The organism is Agrococcus pavilionensis RW1 (genome assembly GCF_000400485.1).
GTDB lineage: Bacteria > Actinomycetota > Actinomycetes > Actinomycetales > Microbacteriaceae > Agrococcus > Agrococcus pavilionensis.
In genome coordinates this window covers 68,123-88,729 of sequence record NZ_ASHR01000028.1, presented here as the reverse complement: position 1 = coordinate 88,729, position 20,607 = coordinate 68,123, and the positions used below count along the sequence as shown (strand labels likewise).

23 protein-coding genes are annotated in these 20,607 nt (G+C 72.4%); 17 read left to right on the top strand and 6 right to left on the bottom strand.

The annotated features are described in order from the left end of the window. Positions 1–28 precede the first annotated feature (28 nt). From L332_RS24085 to rplQ, 10 genes are all read left to right on the top strand, one after another. On the top strand, positions 29–1,624 hold the full coding sequence (locus tag L332_RS24085; RefSeq protein ID WP_021065042.1) for a PTS mannitol transporter subunit IICB: 1,596 nt from the start codon (positions 29–31) through the stop codon (positions 1,622–1,624). 8 nt (positions 1,625–1,632) lie between these two features. Next, positions 1,633–2,064, top strand: coding sequence for a PTS sugar transporter subunit IIA (locus L332_RS24080; RefSeq protein ID WP_021065041.1), 432 nt, complete (start codon positions 1,633–1,635; stop codon positions 2,062–2,064). After that, complete coding sequence (locus L332_RS24075; protein ID WP_021010863.1) at positions 2,064–3,197, top strand: mannitol-1-phosphate 5-dehydrogenase; 1,134 nt, start codon at positions 2,064–2,066, stop codon at positions 3,195–3,197. The genes L332_RS24080 and L332_RS24075 overlap by 1 nt, the downstream gene beginning before the upstream one ends. A gap of 61 nt (positions 3,198–3,258) precedes the next feature. Then, positions 3,259–4,158, top strand: a complete 900-nt coding sequence (locus tag L332_RS24070; protein ID WP_144061065.1) for a methyltransferase domain-containing protein — start codon at positions 3,259–3,261, stop codon at positions 4,156–4,158. Positions 4,159–4,281: 123 nt separating this feature from the next. Beyond that, positions 4,282–4,503, top strand: a complete 222-nt coding sequence (infA, locus tag L332_RS24065; RefSeq protein ID WP_021010861.1) for a translation initiation factor IF-1 — start codon at positions 4,282–4,284, stop codon at positions 4,501–4,503. Between the two features lie 67 nt (positions 4,504–4,570). After that, complete coding sequence (gene rpmJ, locus L332_RS24060) at positions 4,571–4,684, top strand: 50S ribosomal protein L36 (protein WP_021010860.1); 114 nt, start codon at positions 4,571–4,573, stop codon at positions 4,682–4,684. Between the two features lie 425 nt (positions 4,685–5,109). Then, positions 5,110–5,487, top strand: a complete 378-nt coding sequence (gene rpsM, locus L332_RS24055) for a 30S ribosomal protein S13 (protein ID WP_021010859.1) — start codon at positions 5,110–5,112, stop codon at positions 5,485–5,487. A 21-nt stretch (positions 5,488–5,508) separates the two neighbouring features. Then, on the top strand, positions 5,509–5,907 hold the full coding sequence (gene rpsK / locus L332_RS24050; protein ID WP_021010858.1) for a 30S ribosomal protein S11: 399 nt from the start codon (positions 5,509–5,511) through the stop codon (positions 5,905–5,907). 98 nt (positions 5,908–6,005) lie between these two features. Further along, a complete protein-coding gene (locus L332_RS24045) occupies positions 6,006–6,995 on the top strand; it encodes a DNA-directed RNA polymerase subunit alpha (RefSeq protein ID WP_021010857.1) in 990 nt (329 codons plus the stop codon). A 35-nt stretch (positions 6,996–7,030) separates the two neighbouring features. Beyond that, on the top strand, positions 7,031–7,678 hold the full coding sequence (rplQ, locus tag L332_RS24040; RefSeq protein ID WP_021010856.1) for a 50S ribosomal protein L17: 648 nt from the start codon (positions 7,031–7,033) through the stop codon (positions 7,676–7,678). A 49-nt stretch (positions 7,679–7,727) separates the two neighbouring features. Here the strand turns inward: rplQ and L332_RS24035 are convergent, their stop codons facing one another. Continuing rightward, a complete protein-coding gene (locus L332_RS24035; RefSeq protein ID WP_021065040.1) occupies positions 7,728–9,524 on the bottom strand; it encodes a glycoside hydrolase family 15 protein in 1,797 nt (598 codons plus the stop codon). 74 nt (positions 9,525–9,598) lie between these two features. Between L332_RS24035 and truA the strand changes: the two genes are divergently transcribed. After that, positions 9,599–10,423, top strand: a complete 825-nt coding sequence (gene truA / locus L332_RS24030) for a tRNA pseudouridine(38-40) synthase TruA (RefSeq protein ID WP_021010854.1) — start codon at positions 9,599–9,601, stop codon at positions 10,421–10,423. Between the two features lie 16 nt (positions 10,424–10,439). Here the strand turns inward: truA and L332_RS24025 are convergent, their stop codons facing one another. Continuing rightward, entirely contained in the window at positions 10,440–11,078 is a 639-nt protein-coding gene (locus L332_RS24025; protein WP_021065039.1) for an HAD hydrolase-like protein, read from the bottom strand. A gap of 105 nt (positions 11,079–11,183) precedes the next feature. Between L332_RS24025 and L332_RS24020 the strand changes: the two genes are divergently transcribed. From L332_RS24020 to glmM, 4 genes are all read left to right on the top strand, one after another. Further along, positions 11,184–12,575, top strand: a complete 1,392-nt coding sequence (locus L332_RS24020) for a coiled-coil domain-containing protein (RefSeq protein WP_021065038.1) — start codon at positions 11,184–11,186, stop codon at positions 12,573–12,575. A 161-nt stretch (positions 12,576–12,736) separates the two neighbouring features. After that, entirely contained in the window at positions 12,737–13,183 is a 447-nt protein-coding gene (gene rplM / locus L332_RS24015; protein WP_021010851.1) for a 50S ribosomal protein L13, read from the top strand. 20 nt (positions 13,184–13,203) lie between these two features. Continuing rightward, on the top strand, positions 13,204–13,683 hold the full coding sequence (rpsI, locus tag L332_RS24010; protein WP_021010850.1) for a 30S ribosomal protein S9: 480 nt from the start codon (positions 13,204–13,206) through the stop codon (positions 13,681–13,683). A 3-nt stretch (positions 13,684–13,686) separates the two neighbouring features. Further along, positions 13,687–15,039, top strand: a complete 1,353-nt coding sequence (gene glmM / locus L332_RS24005; RefSeq protein WP_021010849.1) for a phosphoglucosamine mutase — start codon at positions 13,687–13,689, stop codon at positions 15,037–15,039. Between the two features lie 29 nt (positions 15,040–15,068). Here glmM and L332_RS24000 read toward each other — a convergent pair whose 3' ends face one another. Genes L332_RS24000 through L332_RS30770 form a run of 3 tightly spaced genes read right to left on the bottom strand, consistent with a single transcriptional unit; the run spans position 15,069 to position 16,481 of the window. Beyond that, on the bottom strand, positions 15,069–15,269 hold the full coding sequence (locus L332_RS24000) for a hypothetical protein (protein WP_021065037.1): 201 nt from the start codon (positions 15,267–15,269) through the stop codon (positions 15,069–15,071). Beyond that, a complete protein-coding gene (locus L332_RS23995; RefSeq protein WP_021065036.1) occupies positions 15,236–15,898 on the bottom strand; it encodes an APC family permease in 663 nt (220 codons plus the stop codon). The genes L332_RS24000 and L332_RS23995 overlap by 34 nt, the downstream gene beginning before the upstream one ends. A gap of 43 nt (positions 15,899–15,941) precedes the next feature. Then, positions 15,942–16,481 (bottom strand): CGNR zinc finger domain-containing protein, encoded by a 540-nt coding sequence (locus L332_RS30770; protein ID WP_021010848.1) that lies wholly within the window; start codon positions 16,479–16,481, stop codon positions 15,942–15,944. Between the two features lie 94 nt (positions 16,482–16,575). Here L332_RS30770 and L332_RS23985 point away from each other — a divergent pair, with 94 nt between their 5' ends. Continuing rightward, on the top strand, positions 16,576–17,529 hold the full coding sequence (locus L332_RS23985; protein WP_021010847.1) for an EamA family transporter: 954 nt from the start codon (positions 16,576–16,578) through the stop codon (positions 17,527–17,529). Between the two features lie 232 nt (positions 17,530–17,761). Here L332_RS23985 and coaA read toward each other — a convergent pair whose 3' ends face one another. Beyond that, the gene (gene coaA / locus L332_RS23980; protein WP_021010846.1) at positions 17,762–18,694 is read right to left on the bottom strand and encodes a type I pantothenate kinase; all 933 of its coding nucleotides are present in this window, start codon (positions 18,692–18,694) and stop codon (positions 17,762–17,764) included. 34 nt (positions 18,695–18,728) lie between these two features. Between coaA and glmS the strand changes: the two genes are divergently transcribed. Continuing rightward, positions 18,729–20,573 (top strand): glutamine--fructose-6-phosphate transaminase (isomerizing), encoded by a 1,845-nt coding sequence (glmS, locus tag L332_RS23975; RefSeq protein WP_021010845.1) that lies wholly within the window; start codon positions 18,729–18,731, stop codon positions 20,571–20,573. Positions 20,574–20,607: the final 34 nt, after the last annotated feature.

Below are 20,607 nucleotides of genomic sequence, written 5' to 3'. Positions count from 1 at the left end.
TGATCCGCCAGCGAGCACAGGAGCCGAGATGACCACCACCACAGCAGCCACGGCGTCCGGCAGCGGCGCCCGCGTCCGCGTCCAGCGGTTCGGCACGTTCCTCTCGGGCATGATCATGCCCAACATCCCCGCGCTCATCGCTTGGGGCATCGTCACGGCCCTCTTCATCGCCGACGGCCCGTTCCCCAACGAGGGGCTCGCGTCGATCGTGGGGCCGACGATCCACTACCTCCTCCCCATCCTCATCGCCGCGACCGGCGGTCGGATGGTCTACGAGGCGCGCGGTGCCGTGGTCGGCGCCTTCGCGACGCTCGGCGTGATCGCCGGCTCCGACTGGCTCATCGCGCAGTTCAACGCCGCCAACCCGCCCGCCGAGGGGCAGGGGGAGCTCGGCCAGGTGCACATGTTCATCGGCGCGATGATCATGGGCCCGCTCGCCGCGTGGGTGATGAAGAAGCTCGACGCGCTCTGGGAGGGCAAGGTCAAGGCGGGCTTCGAGATGCTCGTCAACATGTTCTCGGCGGGCATCGTCGCGTTCATCCTCGGCATCGCCGGCTTCTACCTGCTCGCACCGGTCGTCAACTGGATCATGGACGTCATCGGCGGTGCCGTCGGCTGGCTCGTCTCGACCGGCCTGCTGCCGCTCGCCTCGATCCTCATCGAGCCCGCGAAGGTCTTCTTCCTCAACAACGCCATCAACCACGGCGTGCTCACCCCGCTCGGCATCTCCGAGGCGGCGGAGCAGGGCAAGTCGATCCTGTTCCTGCTCGAGGCGAACCCGGGCCCGGGCCTCGGCGTGCTGCTCGCCTTCACGTTCTTCGGCGTCGGCGCCGCGCGCGCGACCGCGCCGGGCGCCGCCGTCATCCAGTTCCTCGGCGGCATCCACGAGGTCTACTTCCCCTACGTGCTCATGAAGCCGGCGCTGCTGCTCGCGGTGATCGCCGGCGGCATGACGGGCGTGGCGACCAACGCGCTCTTCGCGACCGGCCTGCGGGCGCCCGCGTCGCCGGGCTCGATCTTCGCGATCGTCGCGCAGACGGCGACCGACAGCTACCTCGGCGTCGTGCTCTCGGTCGTGCTCTCGGCGGCGGTGTCCTTCGCGGTCGGCGCGCTCATCCTGCGGCTGAGCCGCAAGCGCGACCTCGAGCGCGAGGCGGCCGGCGACGACGCGCTCGGCGCCGCCGTGGCGCAGACGCAGGCCAACAAGGGCAAGTCCTCCGAGGCCCTCGCCGGGCTCGCCGCCGCGGGCGCCGCGTCCGGCTCGGCCGCCGCTGCCCCGAGCGCGACCGACGGCCGGGCCGCGGTCTCGGCCGAGCCGATCCGCTCGATCGTCTTCGCGTGCGACGCGGGGATGGGCTCGAGCGCGATGGGCGCGAGCGTGCTGCGCAACAAGATCAAGAAGGCGGGCATCGAGGGCGTCGACGTCAAGAACGTCGCGATCGCGGCGCTCGGGACCGACGTCGACCTCGTCATCACGCAGCAGGAGCTCACCGAGCGCGCCCGCCAGCGCACGCCCGGCGCGACGCACGTGTCGGTCGACAACTTCATGAACAGCCCCAAGTACGACGAGGTCGTCGAGATGGTGCAGCGCGCCAATCGCGACGGCAGCGACACGACCGCGTGAGGAGACCCATGCCCGTCCTGACCCTCGAGCAGATCACCACGAGCCCGCGAGCGACCACGAAGGACGAGGCGATCCAGGAGGCGGCGGACATGCTCGTCGCCGCCGGCGCCGTCACGCCCGACTACGCCGACGCGATGCGCGCTCGCGAGGCGAGCGTGTCGACCTACATGGGCAACCTGCTGGCGATCCCGCACGGCACGAACGAGTCGAAGGACTCGATCCTCGCCTCGGCGCTCTCGGTCGCGCGCTACGAGACGCCGCTCGACTGGGACGGCAACCCGGTGAAGTTCGTCATCGGCATCGCCGGCAAGGACGGCGGCCACCTCGAGATCCTCTCGAAGATCGCGATCGTCTTCTCGGAGGAGGACGACGTCGCGAAGCTCGAGGCGGCGCCCGACGCGGCGGCGATCCTCGAACTGCTCGGCGACGTCAACGAGTGATGCGCGCCGTCCACTTCGGCGCGGGCAACATCGGCCGCGGCTTCGTCGGACTCATCCTGCATCGCGCGGGCTTCGAGGTCACGTTCGTCGACGTGAACGCCGAGCTCATCGGGATGCTGCAGTCGGCGGATGCGTACCGGGTGCGGGAGGTCGGGCCCGAGGCCCGGATCCACACGGTCACGGGCTTCTCCGGCATCGACTCGAGCGCCGACCCGGAAGCGGCGGCGCGCGCGGTCGCGGAGGCGGACGTCGTCACGTGCGCCGTCGGGCCGAGCGCCATGCGCTTCATCGCGCCCGCGATCCGCGCCGGGCTCGAGCAGCGCGAGGGCGCGCCGGTCGTGGTGATGGCGTGCGAGAACGCCATCGGCGCCTCCGACACGCTCCGCGAGCACGTGCTCGACGGCGCGCCGGAGCTCGCCGACCGGGCGGTCTTCGCGAACACGGCCGTCGACCGGATCATCCCGCCGCAGGACCCGCACGGCCTCGACGTCGTCGTGGAGGACTTCTTCGAGTGGTCGATCGATCGCGCGGCCTTCGAGCGCGGCGGGATCGCGGCCCCCGAGATCGGCGACGCGCACTTCGTCGACGATCTCGGGCCCTACATCGAGCGCAAGCTCTTCACGGTCAACACCGGCCACGCGACGACCGCCTACGCGGGCTGGGTCGCCGGCGCCGGCACGATCGCGGCCGCGCTCGAGCTGCCCGAGATCCGCGCGGCCGTCGAGGCGGCGCTCACCGACACCTCGAGGCTGCTCGTGGCGAAGCACGGCTTCGACGAGGCCGAGCACGCCGCCTACGTCGCCCGGGCGATCGCGCGGTTCGAGAACCCGGCGCTGCCCGACACGTGCGAGCGCATCGGCCGGCAGCCGCTGCGCAAGCTGTCGCGCCACGAGCGCTTCGTCGAGCCGGCCGCGCAGCTCGTCGACCGCGGCGAGTCCGCCGACGCGCTCGTCGCGGCGTTCGGCACCGCGCTGCGCTTCGACGCCCCGGGCGACGAGCAGGCGCTCGAGCTCCAGGAGCTGCTCCGCTCGCTCGATCCGGCGGCGTTCGTCGCGCGGGTCACGGGGCTCGAGGCGGAGCACCCGCTCACCGCGCGGCTCGTCGAGGTCGTGCGGGAGGCTCGGGCCCGCTGAGCCGCGGCCTCGCCGCCGTCGGGGAGAATGGGGCGGTGGAGATCGAGCGGAGGCGGCGGTGGTGACCAGCACCTCGAGGCGACGAGGACGCTCGAGCGCGAACCCGCGGCAGCGGCTGCTGCACGGCTGGGACTGGGCGGACGCCCGGATCGAGCTCGACGAGCTGCGCCCCGGCAGCCGCGTGCTCGCCTCCGCGGGCGCGGGCGAGGTCGTCGCGCAGCTCGCCGCCGCCGGGCACCGGGTCTCGGCGATCACCTCGAACCGCACGCAGCTCGACTACGCCCGCCGGCGCGTCGCGGGCGGCGACTTCGAGCCGGGCGCCGCGGAGCGCCTGTTCGACATCGGCCGCGGCATGGTGCGAGCGGCGAGCCCCGCGTGGAGCCGTCGCCGCGTGCGGCAGTTCCTGCAGGAGCAGGATGCGCTCCGCGCGGCCGAGCACTGGCGCTCGCGGCTCGACAACCGCACGCTCGCCTCGATCCTCAAGACGATGCTCGGGCCGGCCGGGAGCCTGTCGGCCCTCGTCCTGCGCGACTTCTCGACGCCGCTCCCACCCCACTTCGACGAGGCGATCCGCGGGCGCATCGGCCGCGCGCTGCGCAAGCACGCGCCGAGCGGCAACCCCTTCGCGTGGCGGCTGCTGCTGGGGGAGGAGCTGCCCGGCCACGCGCTCCCGCGCGTCGGCGCCGATGCGATCGAGTGGGTCGATGAGCCGCTGCTCGACCACCTCGAGCGCGCGGAGCCCGGCGCCTACGACGCGATCACGATCTCGAACGTCGTCGACGGTGCCGACGAGCGCTGGGTGCGCGACGTGCGGAAGGCCGCGGTGCGCGCGCTCGTGCCCGGCGGCCCGCTCATCGCCCGGTCGTTCGCGACGACGATGGACGACGACGCGGCGAAGCGCGCGCGTCGCGACCGCGCGATGCTGTGGGGGTCGATCGTCGTGCAACGCGCAGCGCCGTAGCGTCGAGGCGACACGCCCGGCTTGCACAAACCGCTGCGCCGCGCGTAGGCTTGATCGTTGGTGTCGTGCGCCCTCTGCGCGCGTCACTCGCATGACTGGCGACCAGGACTTGTAGAAGAGGATATGGCCAAGAAAGACGGCGTCATCGAGATCGAAGGCTCGGTGAGCGAGGCGCTCCCCAACGCGATGTTCCGCGTGGAGCTCTCGAACGGGCACATCGTGCTCGCACACATCTCCGGCAAGATGCGGCAGAACTACATCCGCATCCTGCAGGGCGACCGGGTGATCGTGGAGCTCAGCCCCTACGACCTCACCCGTGGTCGCATCGTCTACCGCTACAAGTAGCCCCTGGTCGCTGGATAAGGAACGGCTCGCGCGACCGCGCGAGCACGAGGCCAGCGAGGAAGCAATCATGAAGGTCAACCCCAGCGTCAAGCGCATCTGCGGCAAGTGCAAGGTCATCCGCCGCCACGGTCGCGTGATGGTCATCTGCCAGGACCCCCGCCACAAGCAGCGGCAGGGCTGATGCCGCAGCGCTCAGATCGGCAGGGCCGATCTGAGCGCGGAGGCATCAGGATCGAGTAGCGCGCGCCGCAGGCGCACGCGTATCGAGATCCACACCACAGCAAGACCCCACAACTGAACAGCACCGAGTCCAGGTCTCGATACGCCGGCTTCGCCGGCTACTCGACCAGCGGGAGGGTGCCGGCTTCGCCGGCTACTCGACCAGCGGGAGGGTGCCGGCTTCGCCGGCTACTCGACCAGCGGGAGGGCGCCGGCTTCGCCGGCTACTCGACCAGCGGGAGGGCGCCGGCTTCGCCGGCTGCTCGACCAGCGGGGCTGCGGTGCACATCCCAGCAGCGGTAAGAGCTCCACGAGGGGCGACACCTTGGGGAGAGGCCCAGGCACCTCCGCTGCTCCACACCTCTCATACTCCTGAGGAGACACACGATGGCACGCATCGCAGGTGTCGACATCCCGCGCGAGAAGCGCGTGGAGATCGCACTGACGTACATCTACGGCGTCGGCCGCACCCGGTCGGTCGCGACGCTCGAGGCCACGGGCATCGACCGCAACACCCGCGTCAAGGACCTGACCGACGACCAGCTCGTCGCGCTCCGCGACCACATCGAGGGCACATTCAAGGTGGAGGGCGACCTGCGCCGCGAGGTGGCCGCCGACATCCGCCGCAAGGTCGAGATCGGCTCGTACGAGGGCATCCGCCACCGCCGCGGCCTCCCCGTGCGCGGTCAGCGCACCAAGACGAACGCGCGCACCCGCAAGGGCAAGAAGCAGACGGTCGCCGGCAAGAAGAAGGCCGGCCGCTAGGCCGCGTGGAGGTAGAGAAACATGGCAGCTCCCAAGTCCGCGGTCCGCAAGCCGCGCAAGAAGGACAAGAAGAACGTCGCCGTGGGCCAGGCCCACATCAAGTCGACGTTCAACAACACGATCGTCTCGATCACCGACACCACCGGCGCCGTCATCACGCAGGCCTCGGGCGGCGCGGTCGGCATGAAGGGCTCGCGCAAGTCGACGCCCTACGCCGCCCAGCTCGCCGCCGAGTCGGCTGCGCGCCAGGCGCAGGACCACGGCATGAAGAAGGTCGACGTCTTCGTCAAGGGCGCCGGTTCGGGCCGTGAGACGGCGATCCGCTCGCTCCAGGCCGCCGGCCTCGAGATCGGCGCGATCCACGACGTGACGCCGCAGGCGCACAACGGCGTTCGCCCGCCGAAGCCGCGCCGCAACTAGTCGCTCCTGCCGGGCAGGCGATCCTCGCCTGCCCGGCATTCCGCCGTCACTGAACACGCGAGTCATATAGCGGACTCGCGACCGAAAGGAACCGACACGTGCTGATCGCCCAGCGCCCCACTGTCTCCGAGGAGTCCATCGCCGAGCACCGCTCGCGGTTCACGATCGAGCCGCTCGAGCCGGGCTTCGGCTACACCCTCGGCAACTCGCTCCGCCGCACCCTCCTGTCGTCGATCCCCGGCGCGGCCGTCACGAGCATCCGCCTCGACGGCGTGCTGCACGAGTTCTCGACGATCGCCGGTGTCAAGGAGGACGTCACCGAGATCATCCTGAACATCAAGCAGCTCGTCGTCTCGTCGGAGCACGACGAGCCCGTCGTCGCCTACCTCTCGCGCCAGGGCGCGGGCACGGTGACGGCCGGCGACATCACGACGCCCGCCGGCGTCGAGATCCACAACCCCGAGCTCGTGCTCGCGACGCTCAACGACTCGGCCAAGCTCCAGCTCGAGCTGACCGTCGAGCGCGGCCGCGGCTACGTCTCGGCAGCGCAGAACCGCGACGAGTTCGCCGAGGCCGGCGTCATCCCGGTCGACTCGATCTACTCGCCCGTGCTCAAGGTCACCTACCGCGTCGAGGCGACGCGTGCCGGTGAGCGCACCGACTTCGACTCGCTCGTCGTCGACGTCGAGACGAAGCCGGCCATCTCGCCGCGCGACGCCATCGCGTCGGCCGGTCGCACGCTCGTCGAGCTGTTCGGCCTCACGCGCGACCTGAACGCCGAGGCCGAGGGCATCGAGATCGGCCAGGCGCCCGCCGAGGCCATCGGTTCGGGCGAGCTCGCCACGCCGATCGAGGAGCTCGACCTGTCGGTGCGCTCCTACAACTGCCTCAAGCGCGAGGGCATCAACACGGTGTCGGAGCTCGTCGCGCTCAGCGAGACGCAGCTCATGAACATCCGCAACTTCGGCCAGAAGTCGGTCGACGAGGTGCGCGACAAGCTCACCGAGCTCGGCCTCTCGCTCAAGGATGCGGTGCCCGGCTTCGACGGCGCGCACTTCTACAGCGGTTACGACGAGGACGCTCGCTGACGCGGGCCGATTGACGATCAAGGGATAAAGGAACCATGCCCAAGCCCACCAAGGGTCCCCGCCTCGGAGGCGGTCCGGCGCACGAGCGCCTGCTGCTCGCGAACCTCGCGGCCGCGCTGTTCACGCACAAGTCGATCAAGACGACCGAGACGAAGGCCAAGCGCCTCCGCCCGATCGCCGAGCGCCTCATCACGTTCGCCAAGCGCGGCGACCTGCACGCGCGTCGTCGCGTGCTCGCCGTGATCGGCGACAAGGGCGTCGTGCACGAGCTCTTCACCGAGATCGCGCCGCTCGTCGCCGAGCGCGAGGGCGGCTACACCCGCATCACGAAGCTCGGCTACCGCAAGGGCGACAACGCCCCGATGGCGCAGATCGAGCTCGTCCTCGAGCCGGTCGCGAAGAAGCCGTCGAAGTCGAAGGCCGCCGCCGCGGCGTCGACCGCGGCCGCCGACCAGGAGGCCGCGGAGGCGAAGTCCGCCGAGGCAGCCGAGGACGAGGCCGAGGTCGAGTCGACCGACGCCGAGACCGAGGTCGCCGAGGCCGACGCCGCGGAGACGCAGGAGTCGACGGTCGAGGGCGAGCAGGTCGCCGCCGAGGCCGCCGACGCCGCTGCTGCGGACGCCGCGGACGCGACGCAGGACGCCGCGACGCAGGCCGAGGCGCAGGCGCGCGAGAACAAGTAGCACCGCTCCACGATCGAAGGGCCCCGCGCGAGCGGGGCCCTTCGTCGTCTCACGCGCCGTCGGCCGACGACCGCGCCCGCTCGAGGTCGGTCGCGGCGAGCACGAGGCCGAGGTGCGAGAAGGCCTGCGGGAAGTTGCCCCAGTGGCGACCGGTCGTCGGGTCGATCTCCTCGGCCAGCAGCCCCACGTCGTTGCGGAGCGCGACGAGCCGGTCCATGAGCGCGGTCGCGTCGTCGATCCGGCCCGCCTGGGCGTAGGCGCTCACCAGCCAGAAGCCGCACAGCACGAAGGGGTGCTCGTCGCCCGGCAGCCCGTCGAGCCCGGTCGTGCGGTAGCGCAGCGGCAGGCCGTCGACGAGCAGCTCCTGCTCGATGCGCGCGATCGTGCCGAGGAAGCGCGGGTCGGTCGGCTCGACGATCCCGATCGTCGGCAGCTGGAGGAGCGAGGCGTCGACGTCGCTCGTGCCGTAGTGCTGACGGAAGGAGCCCGTGGACTCGTCGAAGCCGCGCGTGAGCACCTCCTCGCGGAGCGCATCCCGCAGCTCCGCCCAGCGGCTCGCATCGCCGTCGCAGCCGCCCTCGACCGCCCGCACGCCGCAGTCGAACGCCGCCCACATCATCGCGCGCGAGTGCGTGAAGAGCTGCGGCTCGCCGCGCATCTCCCACAGCCCGTGATCGGGCTCGCGCCAGTGGGTCGCGAGCTCGTCGAGCAGCGCGCGCTGCATGTGCCAGGAGTCGTGGCTGTCGGCGATGCCGAGCTCGCGGAGCCGCTGCAGCGTGAGCATGACCTGCCCGAGCACGTCGTGCTGCCGCTGGTCGGCGGCGCCGTTGCCGATCCGCACGGGCCGCGCGCCGCCGTAGCCCGGCAGGTGCGGCAGCTCCCGCTCGAGCAGGTCGCGGCCGCCGTCGCGGCGGTACATGATGCGCATGTCCTGCGGGTCGCCGGCGATCGCGCGCAGGAGCCAGTCGCGCCACAGGCCCACGCGCTCGACGAGCCGCACGGCGAGCATCGCGTCGACGGTGAGGGATGCGTCGCGCAGCCACGTGAAGCGGTAGTCCCAGTTGCGCACGCCGCCCGGTTCCTCGGGCAGCGACGTCGTGGGTGCGGCGAGGATGCCGCCGGTCGCCTCGTCGGTGAGCGCGCGCAGCACGAGCACGCTCGACTGCACTGCCTCGAGGTACGGGCCGTCGTAGTCGAGCTCGGCGAGCCACTCGGCCGACTCCGCGACCGTCGTCGCGACCACCTCGGGCTCGCCGACGGGCTCGGCGATCGGGAGCCACGAGTGCTGCCAGCAGAGGTCGAGCACGAACCGCTCGCCCGCGCGCACCGCGAACGTCCCGCGGTGCGCGTGCTGCGCGCTGCGGGGCAGCGGGGCGCCGCGCAGCACGAGCCGGTCGGGGCCGGCGATCGCCACGAGCACCTCCTCGCCGCGATCGCGCACGCGGCGCACCCACGGCGGCACCGAGCCGTAGCCGAAGCGCACGACGAGCTCCTGCTCCATCTCGACCTCGCCCGCGACGCCCTCGACGATGCGCACGACGTCGGCGCGGTCGTCGCCGGTGGGCATCGCATCCGTCACCCGCACGGTGCCGCTCGCGGTCTCGTGGGTCGTCTCGAGCACGAGGCTGCCCGGCAGGTAGCGGCGCGTCGTCGTCGCGGGACCCGCGGGGCCGATGCGCCAGTGCCCGTTCCGCCGGTCGCCGAGCAGCGCGGCGAAGCACGCGTGCGAGTCGAAGTGCGGCAGGCACAGCCAGTCGATCGAGCCGTCGCGCCCGACGAGCGCGGCGGTCGAGCGGTCGCCGATCATGGCGTAGTGCTCGATGGGCAAGGGCTCCTGGACTCGCATGGCGAGAGGCTACCGAGGTGACCTCCGCGGCCCGTGGGCGCGGCCGCCCCCGCCCGCCTGCATAGGCTGGGCGCATGCCGCGCCTCCGCCTCGACCTCGCGTACGACGGCGGCGGCTTCGCCGGCTGGGCCGCGCAGCCGGGGCTGCGCACGTGCCAGGGCGAGCTCGAGCGCGCGCTCTCGACGGTCGCGCGCGAGGCGATCAGGGTGACGGTCGCGGGTCGCACGGATGCGGGCGTGCACGCGAGCGGGCAGGTCGCGCACGCCGACGTGCCCGACGCGCTCGCGGCCGATGCCGGCCGGCGCCCGGAGCGTCTCGCGCATCGGCTCTCGCGGCTCGCCGCGCCCGAGGGCGACCTCGTCGTGCGCGGGGTGTCGATCGCACCGCCGGGCTTCGACGCGCGGTTCTCGGCGACCTCGCGCTCGTACCGCTACCGCATCGTGACGGGTCCCGCCGACCCGCTCGAGCGCCGCACCGCCGCGCACGTGCCGCACGGGCTCGACGTCGAGGCGATGCGCCGCGCCGCGGCGGCGCTCGTGGGGCTGCGCGACTTCGCCGCGTTCTGCCGGCCGCGCGAGGGGGCGACGACGATCCGCGAGCTGCGCGAGTTCTCGTGGGCGCAGCACGGACAGCTCCTGACGGCGTCGCTCACCGCCGATGCGTTCTGCCACTCGATGGTGCGGGCGCTCGTGGCGGCGTGCGTGCGGGTGGGGGAGGGGCGGCTCGGGCTCGCGCAGGCCGTGGCGCTCCTCGACGAGCGTCGCCGCTCGCCTCTCACGGGGCTCATGCCCGCGCACGGCCTCACGCTCGTGGGGGTCGGCTACCCGCCCGACGAAGGGCTCGCGCAGCAGGCCGAGCGCGCCCGGGCGCGACGGAGCGCATCCGATCTCGAGGAGTGAGGCCGGGCCGGCCGGGTCAGCGCAGCGCGGCGCCCAGCTCGTCGACGGAGTCGACGACCCGCCAGGCGCCCGCGGCCTCGAGCCCCGCGCGCGAGCCGTAGCCGTAGGCGACGCCGATGGCGCGGATGCCGAGCTCGGCGGCCGAGGCGATGTCGTGCTCGCGGTCGCCGACCATGACGACGTCGGTCGCGTCGCGGCCGATCGAGGCGACGGCGCGCTCGATCACGGTCGCCTTCGAGTGGCCGAGCAGCTCGGGGCTGCGGCCGTGCACGCCGCGGAAGCGGTGGCGCAGCCCGTAGTGGTCGATGACGCGCTCCGCGTCGGGCTGCACCTTGAACGTCGCGACGGCGAGCGGCGTGCCCTCGCCGTCGAGGTCGGCGAGCAGCGCGTCGATGCCCGGGTAGACCTCGCTCTCGAAGAGGCCCGTCTCGAGCCGCTCGCGGAAGGCCGCGAGCGCGCGCTCGACGGTCGCCTCGTCGTGCCCGGCCTCCTTGAGGCTCTGGCCGACCGGCGGGCCGAGCCACGCCTGGAGGGCCTCGTCGCTGGGCTGCTCCCAGTCGAGCGCGGCGTGCATGTGCCGCAGGCTCGCGAAGAGGCCGGGCTTGGAGTCGGTGAGCGTGCCGTCGAGGTCGAAGATGATGCCGTGGGGTGCCATGTCCTCCCATGCTCCCAGAGCGGCGCTCGAGCGGGCCAGGCGGGTTCGCGCGCGGCGTAGGATCGAGGCGGCCGGGCCCCAGCACCGGTCAGTCGAGGAGTGGTGATGACGGAGCAGTCGTCGTTCGATCAGGTCTTCCGCGGGTACGACCGCGAGCAGGTGGACGGCGCCCTCGCGGCGCTGCGCGCCGAGCTCGACGAGGTGCGGCGCACGGCCGAGGCGCGCAGCCTCGAGGCCGAGGCGCGCGCGCAGCACTTGAGCGAGGACCTCGACGCGGCCGTCGCGCGCGCCGACCAGGCCGAGGCGCGCATGCTGCGGCTCGCGCAGCAGGTGCAGACGCTCGACGACGCCGAGGAGACCGACGAGGACGACTCGAAGGAGGGTCGCCAGACGCGCGTGCGCTTCGCCGAGATCCTGCGCGTCGCCGAGGACCAGGCGTCGTCGCTCGTCGAGAACGCCTCGAGCGCCGCGCAGCGGATCCTCGACGAGGCGAACGCCGAGCGCGACCGCATCCGCCGCGACGCGCAGGAGGAGGCCGCGCGCGTGCTGCAGGAGGCGCAGCACGAGGCCGAGCTCGTGCGCCGCCGCAGCGAGACGGAGCAGACGGCCCACCGCGCGCGCATCGAGACCGAGCTCGGCTCGATCGGCGAGAAGGTCGCGCAGGCCGACCGCGAGGCGCAGGTCCTGCTCGGCGAGGCCGAGCGCGCCGCCGCCGCGCTGCGCGCGCAGGTGACGCGCGAGACCGACGACCTCAAGCTCGACGCCGACCGCATCGTCCGCGAGGCCAAGGCGCGCCGGGTCGAGCTCGACGCGGCGCTCACCCGCCGGCAGGACGACGCGCAGCAGGAGTTCCTGCGCCTGCACAACCAGGCCGTCGCGCACGCCGAGCGCATCACCGCCGACGCGAACGAGAAGGTCGCCTCGGCGCTCGCGCACGCGAAGCACGTCGCCGAGCAGTCGGAGGCGTACGAGCAGCTCTCGAAGGCGCAGGCCGCGCAGATCGAGGCGAGCGCGAAGGCGCGCGCCTCCGCGATGCTCGACGAGGCCCGGCAGCGCTCGCAGGCGATCGTCGACACCGTCACGAAGCACACGAAGGACGTGCTGCGCGACGCGGAGGACCGCGCTCGCGGCCTCCGCTACCAGCAGACGCAGCTCACGGGCTTCATGGCCGAGGTGCAGTCGCTCATGCACGTCGCCGACGCCGCCGACCCGCGCACGTGGAGCAGCGCGGGCGCCGAGGCGCCGGGGGCCGCGGATGCGTCGGGCTCGACGGCGGATGCGTCCGGCTCGGCGGTGCCGACGGTCGCGGCCGAGGACCGGGCCGTCGTGCCCGACGCCTTCACCGCATCCGCCCCCGTCGTCGACCCGCTCGAGGAGCTCGCGCTCGGCTCGCCGATCGAGGCGGAGGCGATCGAGGAGCCCGCGACGCGCGAGGAGGTCGTCGAGGTCGTGTGGCACGAGGACGAGGAGGAGTACGACCCCTCGATCGACCGGTGACCGCCGGTTGACCTGCCCGGGAGCGAGCGGCTATGCTCGATCCTTGGTGCGCACGCCCGTGCCCACCCGAATGAGCCCTCCACCGGATGGTTGCCCGGCATCGCCGCGACAACACCTCGGAGCGGGATTCACGACCATCCATTCGATCAGTGAGGCAACCAATGACTCGCACGTACTCGCCCAAGGCGGCGGAGGTCCAGCACGACTGGATCGTCATCGACGCCACCGACGTGGTGCTCGGCCGCCTGGCCAGCCACGCTGCCGCGGTGCTCCGCGGCAAGCACAAGCCGACCTTCGCCCCCCACATGGACATGGGCGACTTCGTCATCGTCGTCAACGCCGAGAAGGTGGCCCTCACGGGCCAGAAGCTCCAGAAGAAGATCGCCTACCGCCACTCGGGCCAGCCCGGCGGCCTCAAGGCGGTCGGCTACGAGGAGATGCTCGAGCGCTACCCCGTCCGCACCGTCGAGAAGGCGATCCGCGGCATGCTGCCGAAGAACTCGCTCGGCCGCGCCCAGATCAAGAAGCTCAAGGTCTACGCCGGCCCCGAGCACCCGCACGCGGCGCAGCAGCCGACCCCCTACACGTTCGACCAGGTCGCCCAGTAGGGCGCGAGGAGACACCAGACATGGCGAAGATCGCAGACTCCATCGAGGCTCCCGAGAGCTTCTCGACCGAGACGCCGGCGGCTGAGGCTCCCCGCGCGCCCCGCGTCGTCAACATCGGCGGCCAGGCCGTCGGCCGTCGCAAGCAGGCCATCGCCCGCGTGCGGCTCGTCCCCGGCTCCGGCTCGTTCACCGTGAACGGCCGCACGCTCGAGGACTACTTCCCGAACAAGCTGCACCAGCAGCTCATCAACGACCCGTTCACGCTCCTCGAGCTGCAGGGCTCGTACGACGTGATCGCCCGCATCTCGGGCGGCGGCCCCTCGGGCCAGGCCGGCGCGCTGCGCCTCGGCATCGCCCGCGCGCTCAACGAGATCGACGTCGAGAACAACCGCCCGGAGCTCAAGAAGGCCGGCTTCCTCTCGCGCGACGCGCGCGTCATCGAGCGCAAGAAGGCCGGCCTCAAGAAGGCCCGCAAGGCACCGCAGTACTCGAAGCGCTGATCGATGTCGCGCCTCTTCGGCACGGATGGCGTCCGAGGCCTCGCAGGCCTCGACATCACGGCAGAATCGGCGCTGGCGCTGGCACAGGGCGCCGCACTCGTGCTCGGGCGAACCGCCCGGCAGGAGTCGCGGCGCCCTGTCGCCGTCGTCGCGCGGGATCCGCGCGTCTCGGGTGAGTTCATCGCCGCGGCCGTCTCGGCGGGCCTCGCCTCGAGCGGCGTCGACGTGCTCGACGCCGGCGTGATCACGACCCCCGCCGCGGCCTACCTCGTGCAGGACATCGACGCCGACTTCGGCGTCATGGTCTCGGCGTCGCACAACCCGGCGCCCGACAACGGCATCAAGTTCTTCGCCCGCGGCGGCCGCAAGCTGCCCGACGCGGTCGAGGACGAGATCGAGCTCGCGCTCGCCGGGGCGCCGCTGCGCCCGATCGGGGCCGAGGTCGGCACGATCCGCCGCTTCTCGGACGCCGAGGACCGCTACCTCGTGCACCTGCTCGGCACGCTCGACGTGAGCCTCGAGGGGCTGCACGTCGCGCTCGACTGCGCGCACGGCGCCGCCGCGGGCGTGAGCCCGCGCGCCTTCGCGGATGCGGGCGCGCGCGTGACCGTGATGGGCAACGACCCCGACGGGCTCAACATCAACCGCGAGGTCGGCTCGACCCACCTCGAGCAGCTGCGCGAGCTCGTCGTCTCGTCGGGCGCCGACCTCGGCATCGCCCACGACGGCGACGCCGATCGCTGCCTCGCGATCGACGCCGACGGGAAGGTCGTCGACGGCGACCAGATCATGGCGATCCTCGCGCTCTCCGGCAAGCGCCGCGGCCGCCTCACCGACGACACCCTCGTCGCGACCGTCATGTCGAACCTCGGCCTGCGGGTGGCGATGGAGCGGCACGGCATCGAGCTCGTGCAGACCGCCGTCGGCGACCGCTACGTGCTCGAGGCGCTGCGGGAGTACGGGCTCGCGCTCGGCGGCGAGCAGTCGGGGCACATCATCTTCTCCCGCTACGCCACGACCGGCGACGGCATCCTCACGGGCCTGCAGATCGCCGCCGAGATGGCGCGCACCGGCAAGCCGCTCAGCGAGCTCGCCGCGGTCATGGAGGTCTACCCGCAAGTGCTCGTCAACGTCTCGGGCGTCGACCGGCTCGGCCTGCGCGGCAACCAGCCGATCGCCGACGCCGTCGCGCGCGCCGAGGCGGAGCTCGGCTCGAACGGCCGCGTGCTGCTGCGCCCCTCGGGCACCGAGAAGATGGTGCGCGTCATGGTCGAGGCGCAGGAGCACCACGTCGCCCAGTCGATCGCCGACGAGCTCGCGGAGCTCGTGCGCGCGGAGCTCGCGGTCAGCGCCTAGCGCCGGTCGCGGGCTCCGCCCGCTTCGCGTCAGTCGTCGTCGCGCACGATCGGCCGCTCGAGCCGCAGCTCGCGCGTCGGCTCCGCCGTGCCCTGCCGGTGCTCGCGCCGGCGGGCGGCGCGGGCGACGAGGAACAGGATCGTGCCGACCACGACGTAGCCTCCCGCGATGAGCCACGTCTGCAGGCTCTGCTGCGTCAGCAGGGCGACGGACGCGCTGAGCGCGAGCACAGAGCCGCGAAGGCGCCGGAGAGCGGCGGCACGCCCTCGGCGAAGCTCGTGAGGCGCGCGGGCTCGCCGCCGCCGGAGCCGAAGACGATCGCCGCGACGACGACGATGATGATGAGCCCCGTCATCTCGACGACGGTCGCACCCACGTTCGCGATGAGCGACTCCCGCACGCCCCGCAGGTTGACGAGCACGAGCAGCGCGATGAAGCCGATCGCGACCGGGATCGTCGGGATGTCGGGCACGAGCGCCTGCAGGTAGTCGCCCGCGAACGCGTTGGCGAGCGCCGCGGCGGTCGTGATGCCCGCCGCGAGCATGAGGAAGCCGATGAGGAACGTCACGTACGGCTTGTCGAAGGCGCGCTCCGCGTAGCGGGCGGCGCCGCCCGCGTGCGGGTACTTCGTGATGAGCTCGGCGTACGTGCCGGCCGTCAGCAGTGCGAGCACGAGCGCGAGGACGAGCGGCACCCACAGCACGCCGCCGACGTCGGCCGCCATCGTGCCGACGAGCGTGTAGATGCCTGCGCCGAGCGTGTCGCCGACGATGAAGAAGAAGAACAGCAGCAGCGTCGTGATGCCGCGCTTCAGCTTCGTCGAGTGACCCGCAGGCTCCGCGGTCGTGGTCGTTGCCATGCGCGACAGCATCCTCCCGGCAACCTGGGAGGTCGTCCGACGGCTACCCCTCGAGCGCGCGTGCGCGGAAGGCGGCGACGTTCGTGCGGGACTGGCATCGCGTCGAGCAGAACCGGCGCGATCGGTTGCGCGAGAGGTCGAGGAACATCCGCTCGCAGCGCACGTCGGCGCAGCGCCGGCAGCGCTCGAGGTCGTCGAGGCGCACGAGGTCGCCGAGCGCCATCGCGGCGTCGACCGCGATCGTGTCGGCGAGCGATGCGCCGTGCGGCAGCCCGTGCAGGTGCCAGTCGAAGGCGTCGTGCCGCACGAGCCGCGGGCTCGCTCCGGTCTCCTCGAAGATGCGGTTCACCATCGACGCGACGGTGTCGCGGTCCGCGTCCCACATGCGCTCGATCGCCTCGATCCGGCCCCACGTCGCCTCGAGGTCGGCGCGCGTCGCGCCGCTCGCGCCGGGGAAGCCCCACGAGGCGCACGTCTGCCGCAGGCTCACGGCCGTCTGGAGCTCTGCATCGCGTCGCCGATTGCACAGGTCGGCGGCGAACTCGAGCACTTGCACGAGCTCCTTCGGATACGGCAGCGACACTGGTTGACCTCGGTTAGGATCGCGACTGTCAGGCCCGACGGTCGTGACACCGTGCCGTCGTGAGCACGATGCTATCGAGACAGGGGCCCCGCCGATGCACGCTCGTCGATCGATCGGCCTCGCCTTCGCGCTCGCGAGCGCCGCGTCGTTCGGCATCTCCGGCATCCTCGCCTCCTCGCTCCTCGACGCGGGATGGTCCTCCGGGGCGGTCACGACCGTGCGCATCAGCGGCGGCGCGCTCGTGCTGCTCGGCCCGACGCTGTGGCTGCTGCGCGGTCGGTGGGATGCGGTGGCCCGGTCGTGGAAGGAGGTGCTCGTGCTCGGCGTGCTCGCGATCGCGCTGTGCCAGCTCGCGTTCTTCAGCGCCGTCGCCTACATCCAGCCCTCGCTCGCGCTGCTCATCGAGTTCCTCGGACCCGTGCTCCTCGTCTTCGCCACGTGGGCCGTCACGCGCCGCGCGCCGGCGTGGCTCACGCTCGCGGGCGCGGGCGTCGCGCTCGTCGGTCTCGCCCTCATCTCGGGGGTCGGCGGCGACGCGCTGCACCCGATCGGGGTGCTCCTCGCGCTCGGCTCGGCGATCGGCAACGCCGCCTACTGGGTCGTCGCGTCGAAGCCCGACTCCGAGCTGCACCCCATCGCGCTCGCGGGCCTCGGCATGGTCGTCGGCGCGGTCGTGCTCGGCGCCGCGTCGCTCTCGGGGCTGCTGCCGTTCGAGGCGACCGCTGAGCCGGTCGTGCTCGCCGGCTCGACCGTGCCGATGTGGGTCGCGGTCGCGCTCGTGGTGCTCGTCTCGACCGCCGCCGCCTACGTGCTCGGCATCCTCGGCGGCCGCCGGCTCGGCGCGACGCTCGCGAGCTTCGTCGGCTACTCCGAGACGATGTTCGCGATCGCCTGGACCGCGCTGCTGCTGTGGATCCTGCCGACCCCGCCGCAGCTGCTCGGCGCCGCCGCGATCATCGCGGGCGTCGTGCTCGTGCGGCTCGGGCAGAGCCCGCGCACGCGCGCCGCGCGATCGCCGAACGTCGTCGAGGGCGTCCCGGCCCCGTAGCCCGCATCTGAGTGGCGCCTCCCGCACTTGAGCGGCGCCTCCCGCGTGTGAGCGGCGCCTTCCGCGTGTGAGTGGCGCCTCCCGCGTGTGAGTGGTCACTTGCGCGGGTGAGTGGTCACTTGCGCGGGTCACTGCCGCGGGTGAGCGGTCAGCCGGCGCGTGAGCGGTCAGCTCGGCGGAGCCGGGTCTCGATGCGCCGCCTTCGGCGGCTACTCGACCAGCGGGGGCAGGGCTACACCTTGCGGAGCAGAACGCTCCGGATCGTGTGGTCGTCGTCCTTCCGCAGCACGAGGTCGGCGCGCGAGCGGGTCGGCAGGATGTGCTCGACGAGGTTCGGGCCGTTGATCGAGTCCCAGATGTCCGACGAGTACGCGCGCGCCTGCGCATCCGTCATGTCCGCGAAGCGGTGGAAGTACGACTGCGGGTCTTGGAACGCGGTCGCCTTGAGAGTGAAGAAGCGCTCGATGTACCACTCCCGGATCGCGCGCGTGCGCGCATCCACGTAGACCGAGAAGTCGAAGAGGTCGGAGACCGCGAGGTGCGAGCCCGTCGGCGGCGGCTGCAGCACGTTGAGCCCCTCGACGATGAGGAGGTCGGGGCGCCGCACCACGATCTCCTCGCCCGGCACGATGTCGTACGAGAGGTGCGAGTAGACCGGGGCCCGCACCTCGGCCTCGCCCGACTTCACGCGCGTCACGAACTGCAGCAGCGCGCGCCGGTCGTACGACTCGGGGAAGCCCTTGCGGCCCATGATGCCGCGCTGCTCGAGCACGCGGTTCGGGTGCAGGAAGCCGTCGGTCGTCACGAGGTCGACGCGCAGCTCGCCCTGCCACCGGCCGAGGAGCTCCTTGAGCAGGCGTGCGGTCGTCGACTTGCCGACCGCGACGGAGCCGGCGACGCCGAGCACGAAGGGGGTCGGATGCGTCGGGGCGCCCAGGAACTCGGTCGTCTCGCGATGCAGGCGGGCGGCCGAGTCGCGGTAGAGGCTGATGAGCTTCGACAGCGGCAGGTAGACCTCCGCCACCTCGCGCAGCTCGAGCCGGTCGCCCGTGCCGCGGATGCGCCGCACCTCGGCCTCGGTGAGCGGGTCGGGCACGTGGGGCGCGAGCCTCGCCCAATCGGCGCGGTCGATCTCGACGAACGGCGAGCTGATCGGGTGCGACATCGAGCGCGACTCTACCGCCGGTAGGATCGACCCCATGTGTGGAATCGTCGGATACACGGGTGAGCGCGGCACGGTCGACGTGCTGCTCGAAGGGCTGTCGCGGCTCGAGTACCGCGGCTACGACAGCGCCGGGGTGTCCGTCATCGACGGCGACCACATCGCGCTGCGCAAGAAGGGCGGCAAGCTCGCCGTGCTGCGCGCGAGCCTCGAGGACGCGCCGCTGCCCGCCTCGGCGACCGGCATCGGCCACACGCGCTGGGCGACGCACGGCGGCCCGACCGACGAGAACGCGCACCCGCACGTCGGCGACGACGGCCGGCTCTCGCTCATCCACAACGGCATCATCGAGAACTTCGCCGAGCTCCGCGCCGAGCTCGAGGCGGCCGGCGAGGCCTTCGCGAGCGAGACCGACACCGAGGCCGCCGCGAAGCTGCTCGGCCGGGCCTACCGCGAGACCGGCGACCTGACCGCGGCGATGCGGCAGGTCGTGGGGCGGCTGCACGGCCAGTTCACGCTGCTCGCGATGCACGCCGAGCAGCCGGGCGTCGTCGTCGGCGCCTCCCACAACTCGCCGCTGCTCGTCGGCTACGGCGAGGGGGAGCACTTCCTCGGCAGCGACGTGAGCGCGTTCGTGAAGTTCACGCCGAACGCCGCCGCCCTCGACAACGACCAGATCGTCACGATCACGCGCGACAGCGCATCCGTCACCGACTTCGACGGCAACGCCGTCGAGCCGAAGCGCTTCGAGGTGAGCTGGGATGCGTCGGCCGCCGAGAAGGGCGGCTGGAACTCCTTCATGGCGAAGGAGATCTCGGAGGGCCCCGAGGCCGTCGAGAACACGATGCGCGGCCGCCTCGCCGACTCGCACGTCGAGCTCGACCTCGGCGCGCTCGACGACGAGGCGCTGCGCTCGATCGACCGCATCGTGATCGTCGCGTGCGGCACCGCGAACTACTCGGGCCTCGTCGGCAAGTACGCGATCGAGACCTGGGCGCGCGTGCCCGTCGAGGTCGACCTCGCGCACGAGTTCCGCTACCGCGACCCGGTGCTCGACGAGCGCACGCTCGTCATCTCGATCTCGCAGTCCGGCGAGACGATGGACACGAAGATGGCCGTGCAGCACGCCAAGGCGCAGGGCGCGCGCACGCTGTCGATCTGCAACACGCAGGGCGCGACGATCCCGCGCGAGTCGGAGGCCGTGCTCTACACGCACGCCGGCCCCGAGGTCGCGGTCGCGTCGACGAAGGCCTTCCTCGCGCAGGTGATCGGCCAGCTGCTGTTCGGCCTGCACCTCGCGCGCGTGCGCGGCACGATGGCCGACGAGGCGATCGCCGAGGTCGTCGCCGAGATGCGCGAGCTGCCCGCCGAGCTGCGGCAGGTGCTCGCCGAGCAGGAGGCCGTGCACGAGCTCGCGCACTGGATGGCCGACAGCCGCTCGGTGCTCTTCCTCGGCCGCCACGTGGGCTACCCCGTCGCGCTCGAGGGCGCGCTCAAGCTCAAGGAGATCAGCTACATCCACGCGGAGGGCTTCGCGGGCGGCGAGCTCAAGCACGGCCCGATCGCGCTCATCGAGCCGGGCCAGGTCGTCTTCGTCGTGGTGCCGAGCCCGCGCAACGAGCCGCTGCTGCACTCGAAGATCGTCTCGAACATCCAGGAGATCCGGGCGCGCGGCGCTCGCGTCATCGTGGTCGCCGAGGCCGGCGACGCCGCGGTGCTGCCGTACGCCGACGTCGTGCTGCGCGTGCCGCTCACCCTGCCGATGCTCGAGCCCGTGCTGCAGGTCGTGCCGCTGCACATCTTCGCGCTCGAGCTCGCGACCGCGAAGGGCCTCGACGTCGACCAGCCGCGGAACCTCGCGAAGTCCGTCACGGTCGAGTGACGCTCGGGACCTGAACGGGCGCGGATGAGCGGGG

Coding starts and splice junctions, on each gene's coding strand:
- L332_RS24085 (WP_021065042.1), top strand. CDS start 29: ATGACCACCACCACAGCAGCCACGGCGTCCGGCAGCGGCGCCCGCGTC.
- L332_RS24080 (WP_021065041.1), top strand. CDS start 1,633: ATGCCCGTCCTGACCCTCGAGCAGATCACCACGAGCCCGCGAGCGACC.
- L332_RS24075 (WP_021010863.1), top strand. CDS start 2,064: ATGCGCGCCGTCCACTTCGGCGCGGGCAACATCGGCCGCGGCTTCGTC.
- infA (WP_021010861.1), top strand. CDS start 4,282: ATGGCCAAGAAAGACGGCGTCATCGAGATCGAAGGCTCGGTGAGCGAG.
- rpmJ (WP_021010860.1), top strand. CDS start 4,571: ATGAAGGTCAACCCCAGCGTCAAGCGCATCTGCGGCAAGTGCAAGGTC.
- rpsM (WP_021010859.1), top strand. CDS start 5,110: ATGGCACGCATCGCAGGTGTCGACATCCCGCGCGAGAAGCGCGTGGAG.
- rpsK (WP_021010858.1), top strand. CDS start 5,509: ATGGCAGCTCCCAAGTCCGCGGTCCGCAAGCCGCGCAAGAAGGACAAG.
- rplQ (WP_021010856.1), top strand. CDS start 7,031: ATGCCCAAGCCCACCAAGGGTCCCCGCCTCGGAGGCGGTCCGGCGCAC.
- L332_RS24035 (WP_021065040.1), bottom strand. CDS start 9,524: ATGCGAGTCCAGGAGCCCTTGCCCATCGAGCACTACGCCATGATCGGC.
- truA (WP_021010854.1), top strand. CDS start 9,599: ATGCCGCGCCTCCGCCTCGACCTCGCGTACGACGGCGGCGGCTTCGCC.
- L332_RS24025 (WP_021065039.1), bottom strand. CDS start 11,078: ATGGCACCCCACGGCATCATCTTCGACCTCGACGGCACGCTCACCGAC.
- L332_RS24020 (WP_021065038.1), top strand. CDS start 11,184: ATGACGGAGCAGTCGTCGTTCGATCAGGTCTTCCGCGGGTACGACCGC.
- rplM (WP_021010851.1), top strand. CDS start 12,737: ATGACTCGCACGTACTCGCCCAAGGCGGCGGAGGTCCAGCACGACTGG.
- rpsI (WP_021010850.1), top strand. CDS start 13,204: ATGGCGAAGATCGCAGACTCCATCGAGGCTCCCGAGAGCTTCTCGACC.
- glmM (WP_021010849.1), top strand. CDS start 13,687: ATGTCGCGCCTCTTCGGCACGGATGGCGTCCGAGGCCTCGCAGGCCTC.
- L332_RS23995 (WP_021065036.1), bottom strand. CDS start 15,898: ATGGCAACGACCACGACCGCGGAGCCTGCGGGTCACTCGACGAAGCTG.
- L332_RS23985 (WP_021010847.1), top strand. CDS start 16,576: ATGCACGCTCGTCGATCGATCGGCCTCGCCTTCGCGCTCGCGAGCGCC.
- coaA (WP_021010846.1), bottom strand. CDS start 18,694: ATGTCGCACCCGATCAGCTCGCCGTTCGTCGAGATCGACCGCGCCGAT.
- glmS (WP_021010845.1), top strand. CDS start 18,729: ATGTGTGGAATCGTCGGATACACGGGTGAGCGCGGCACGGTCGACGTG.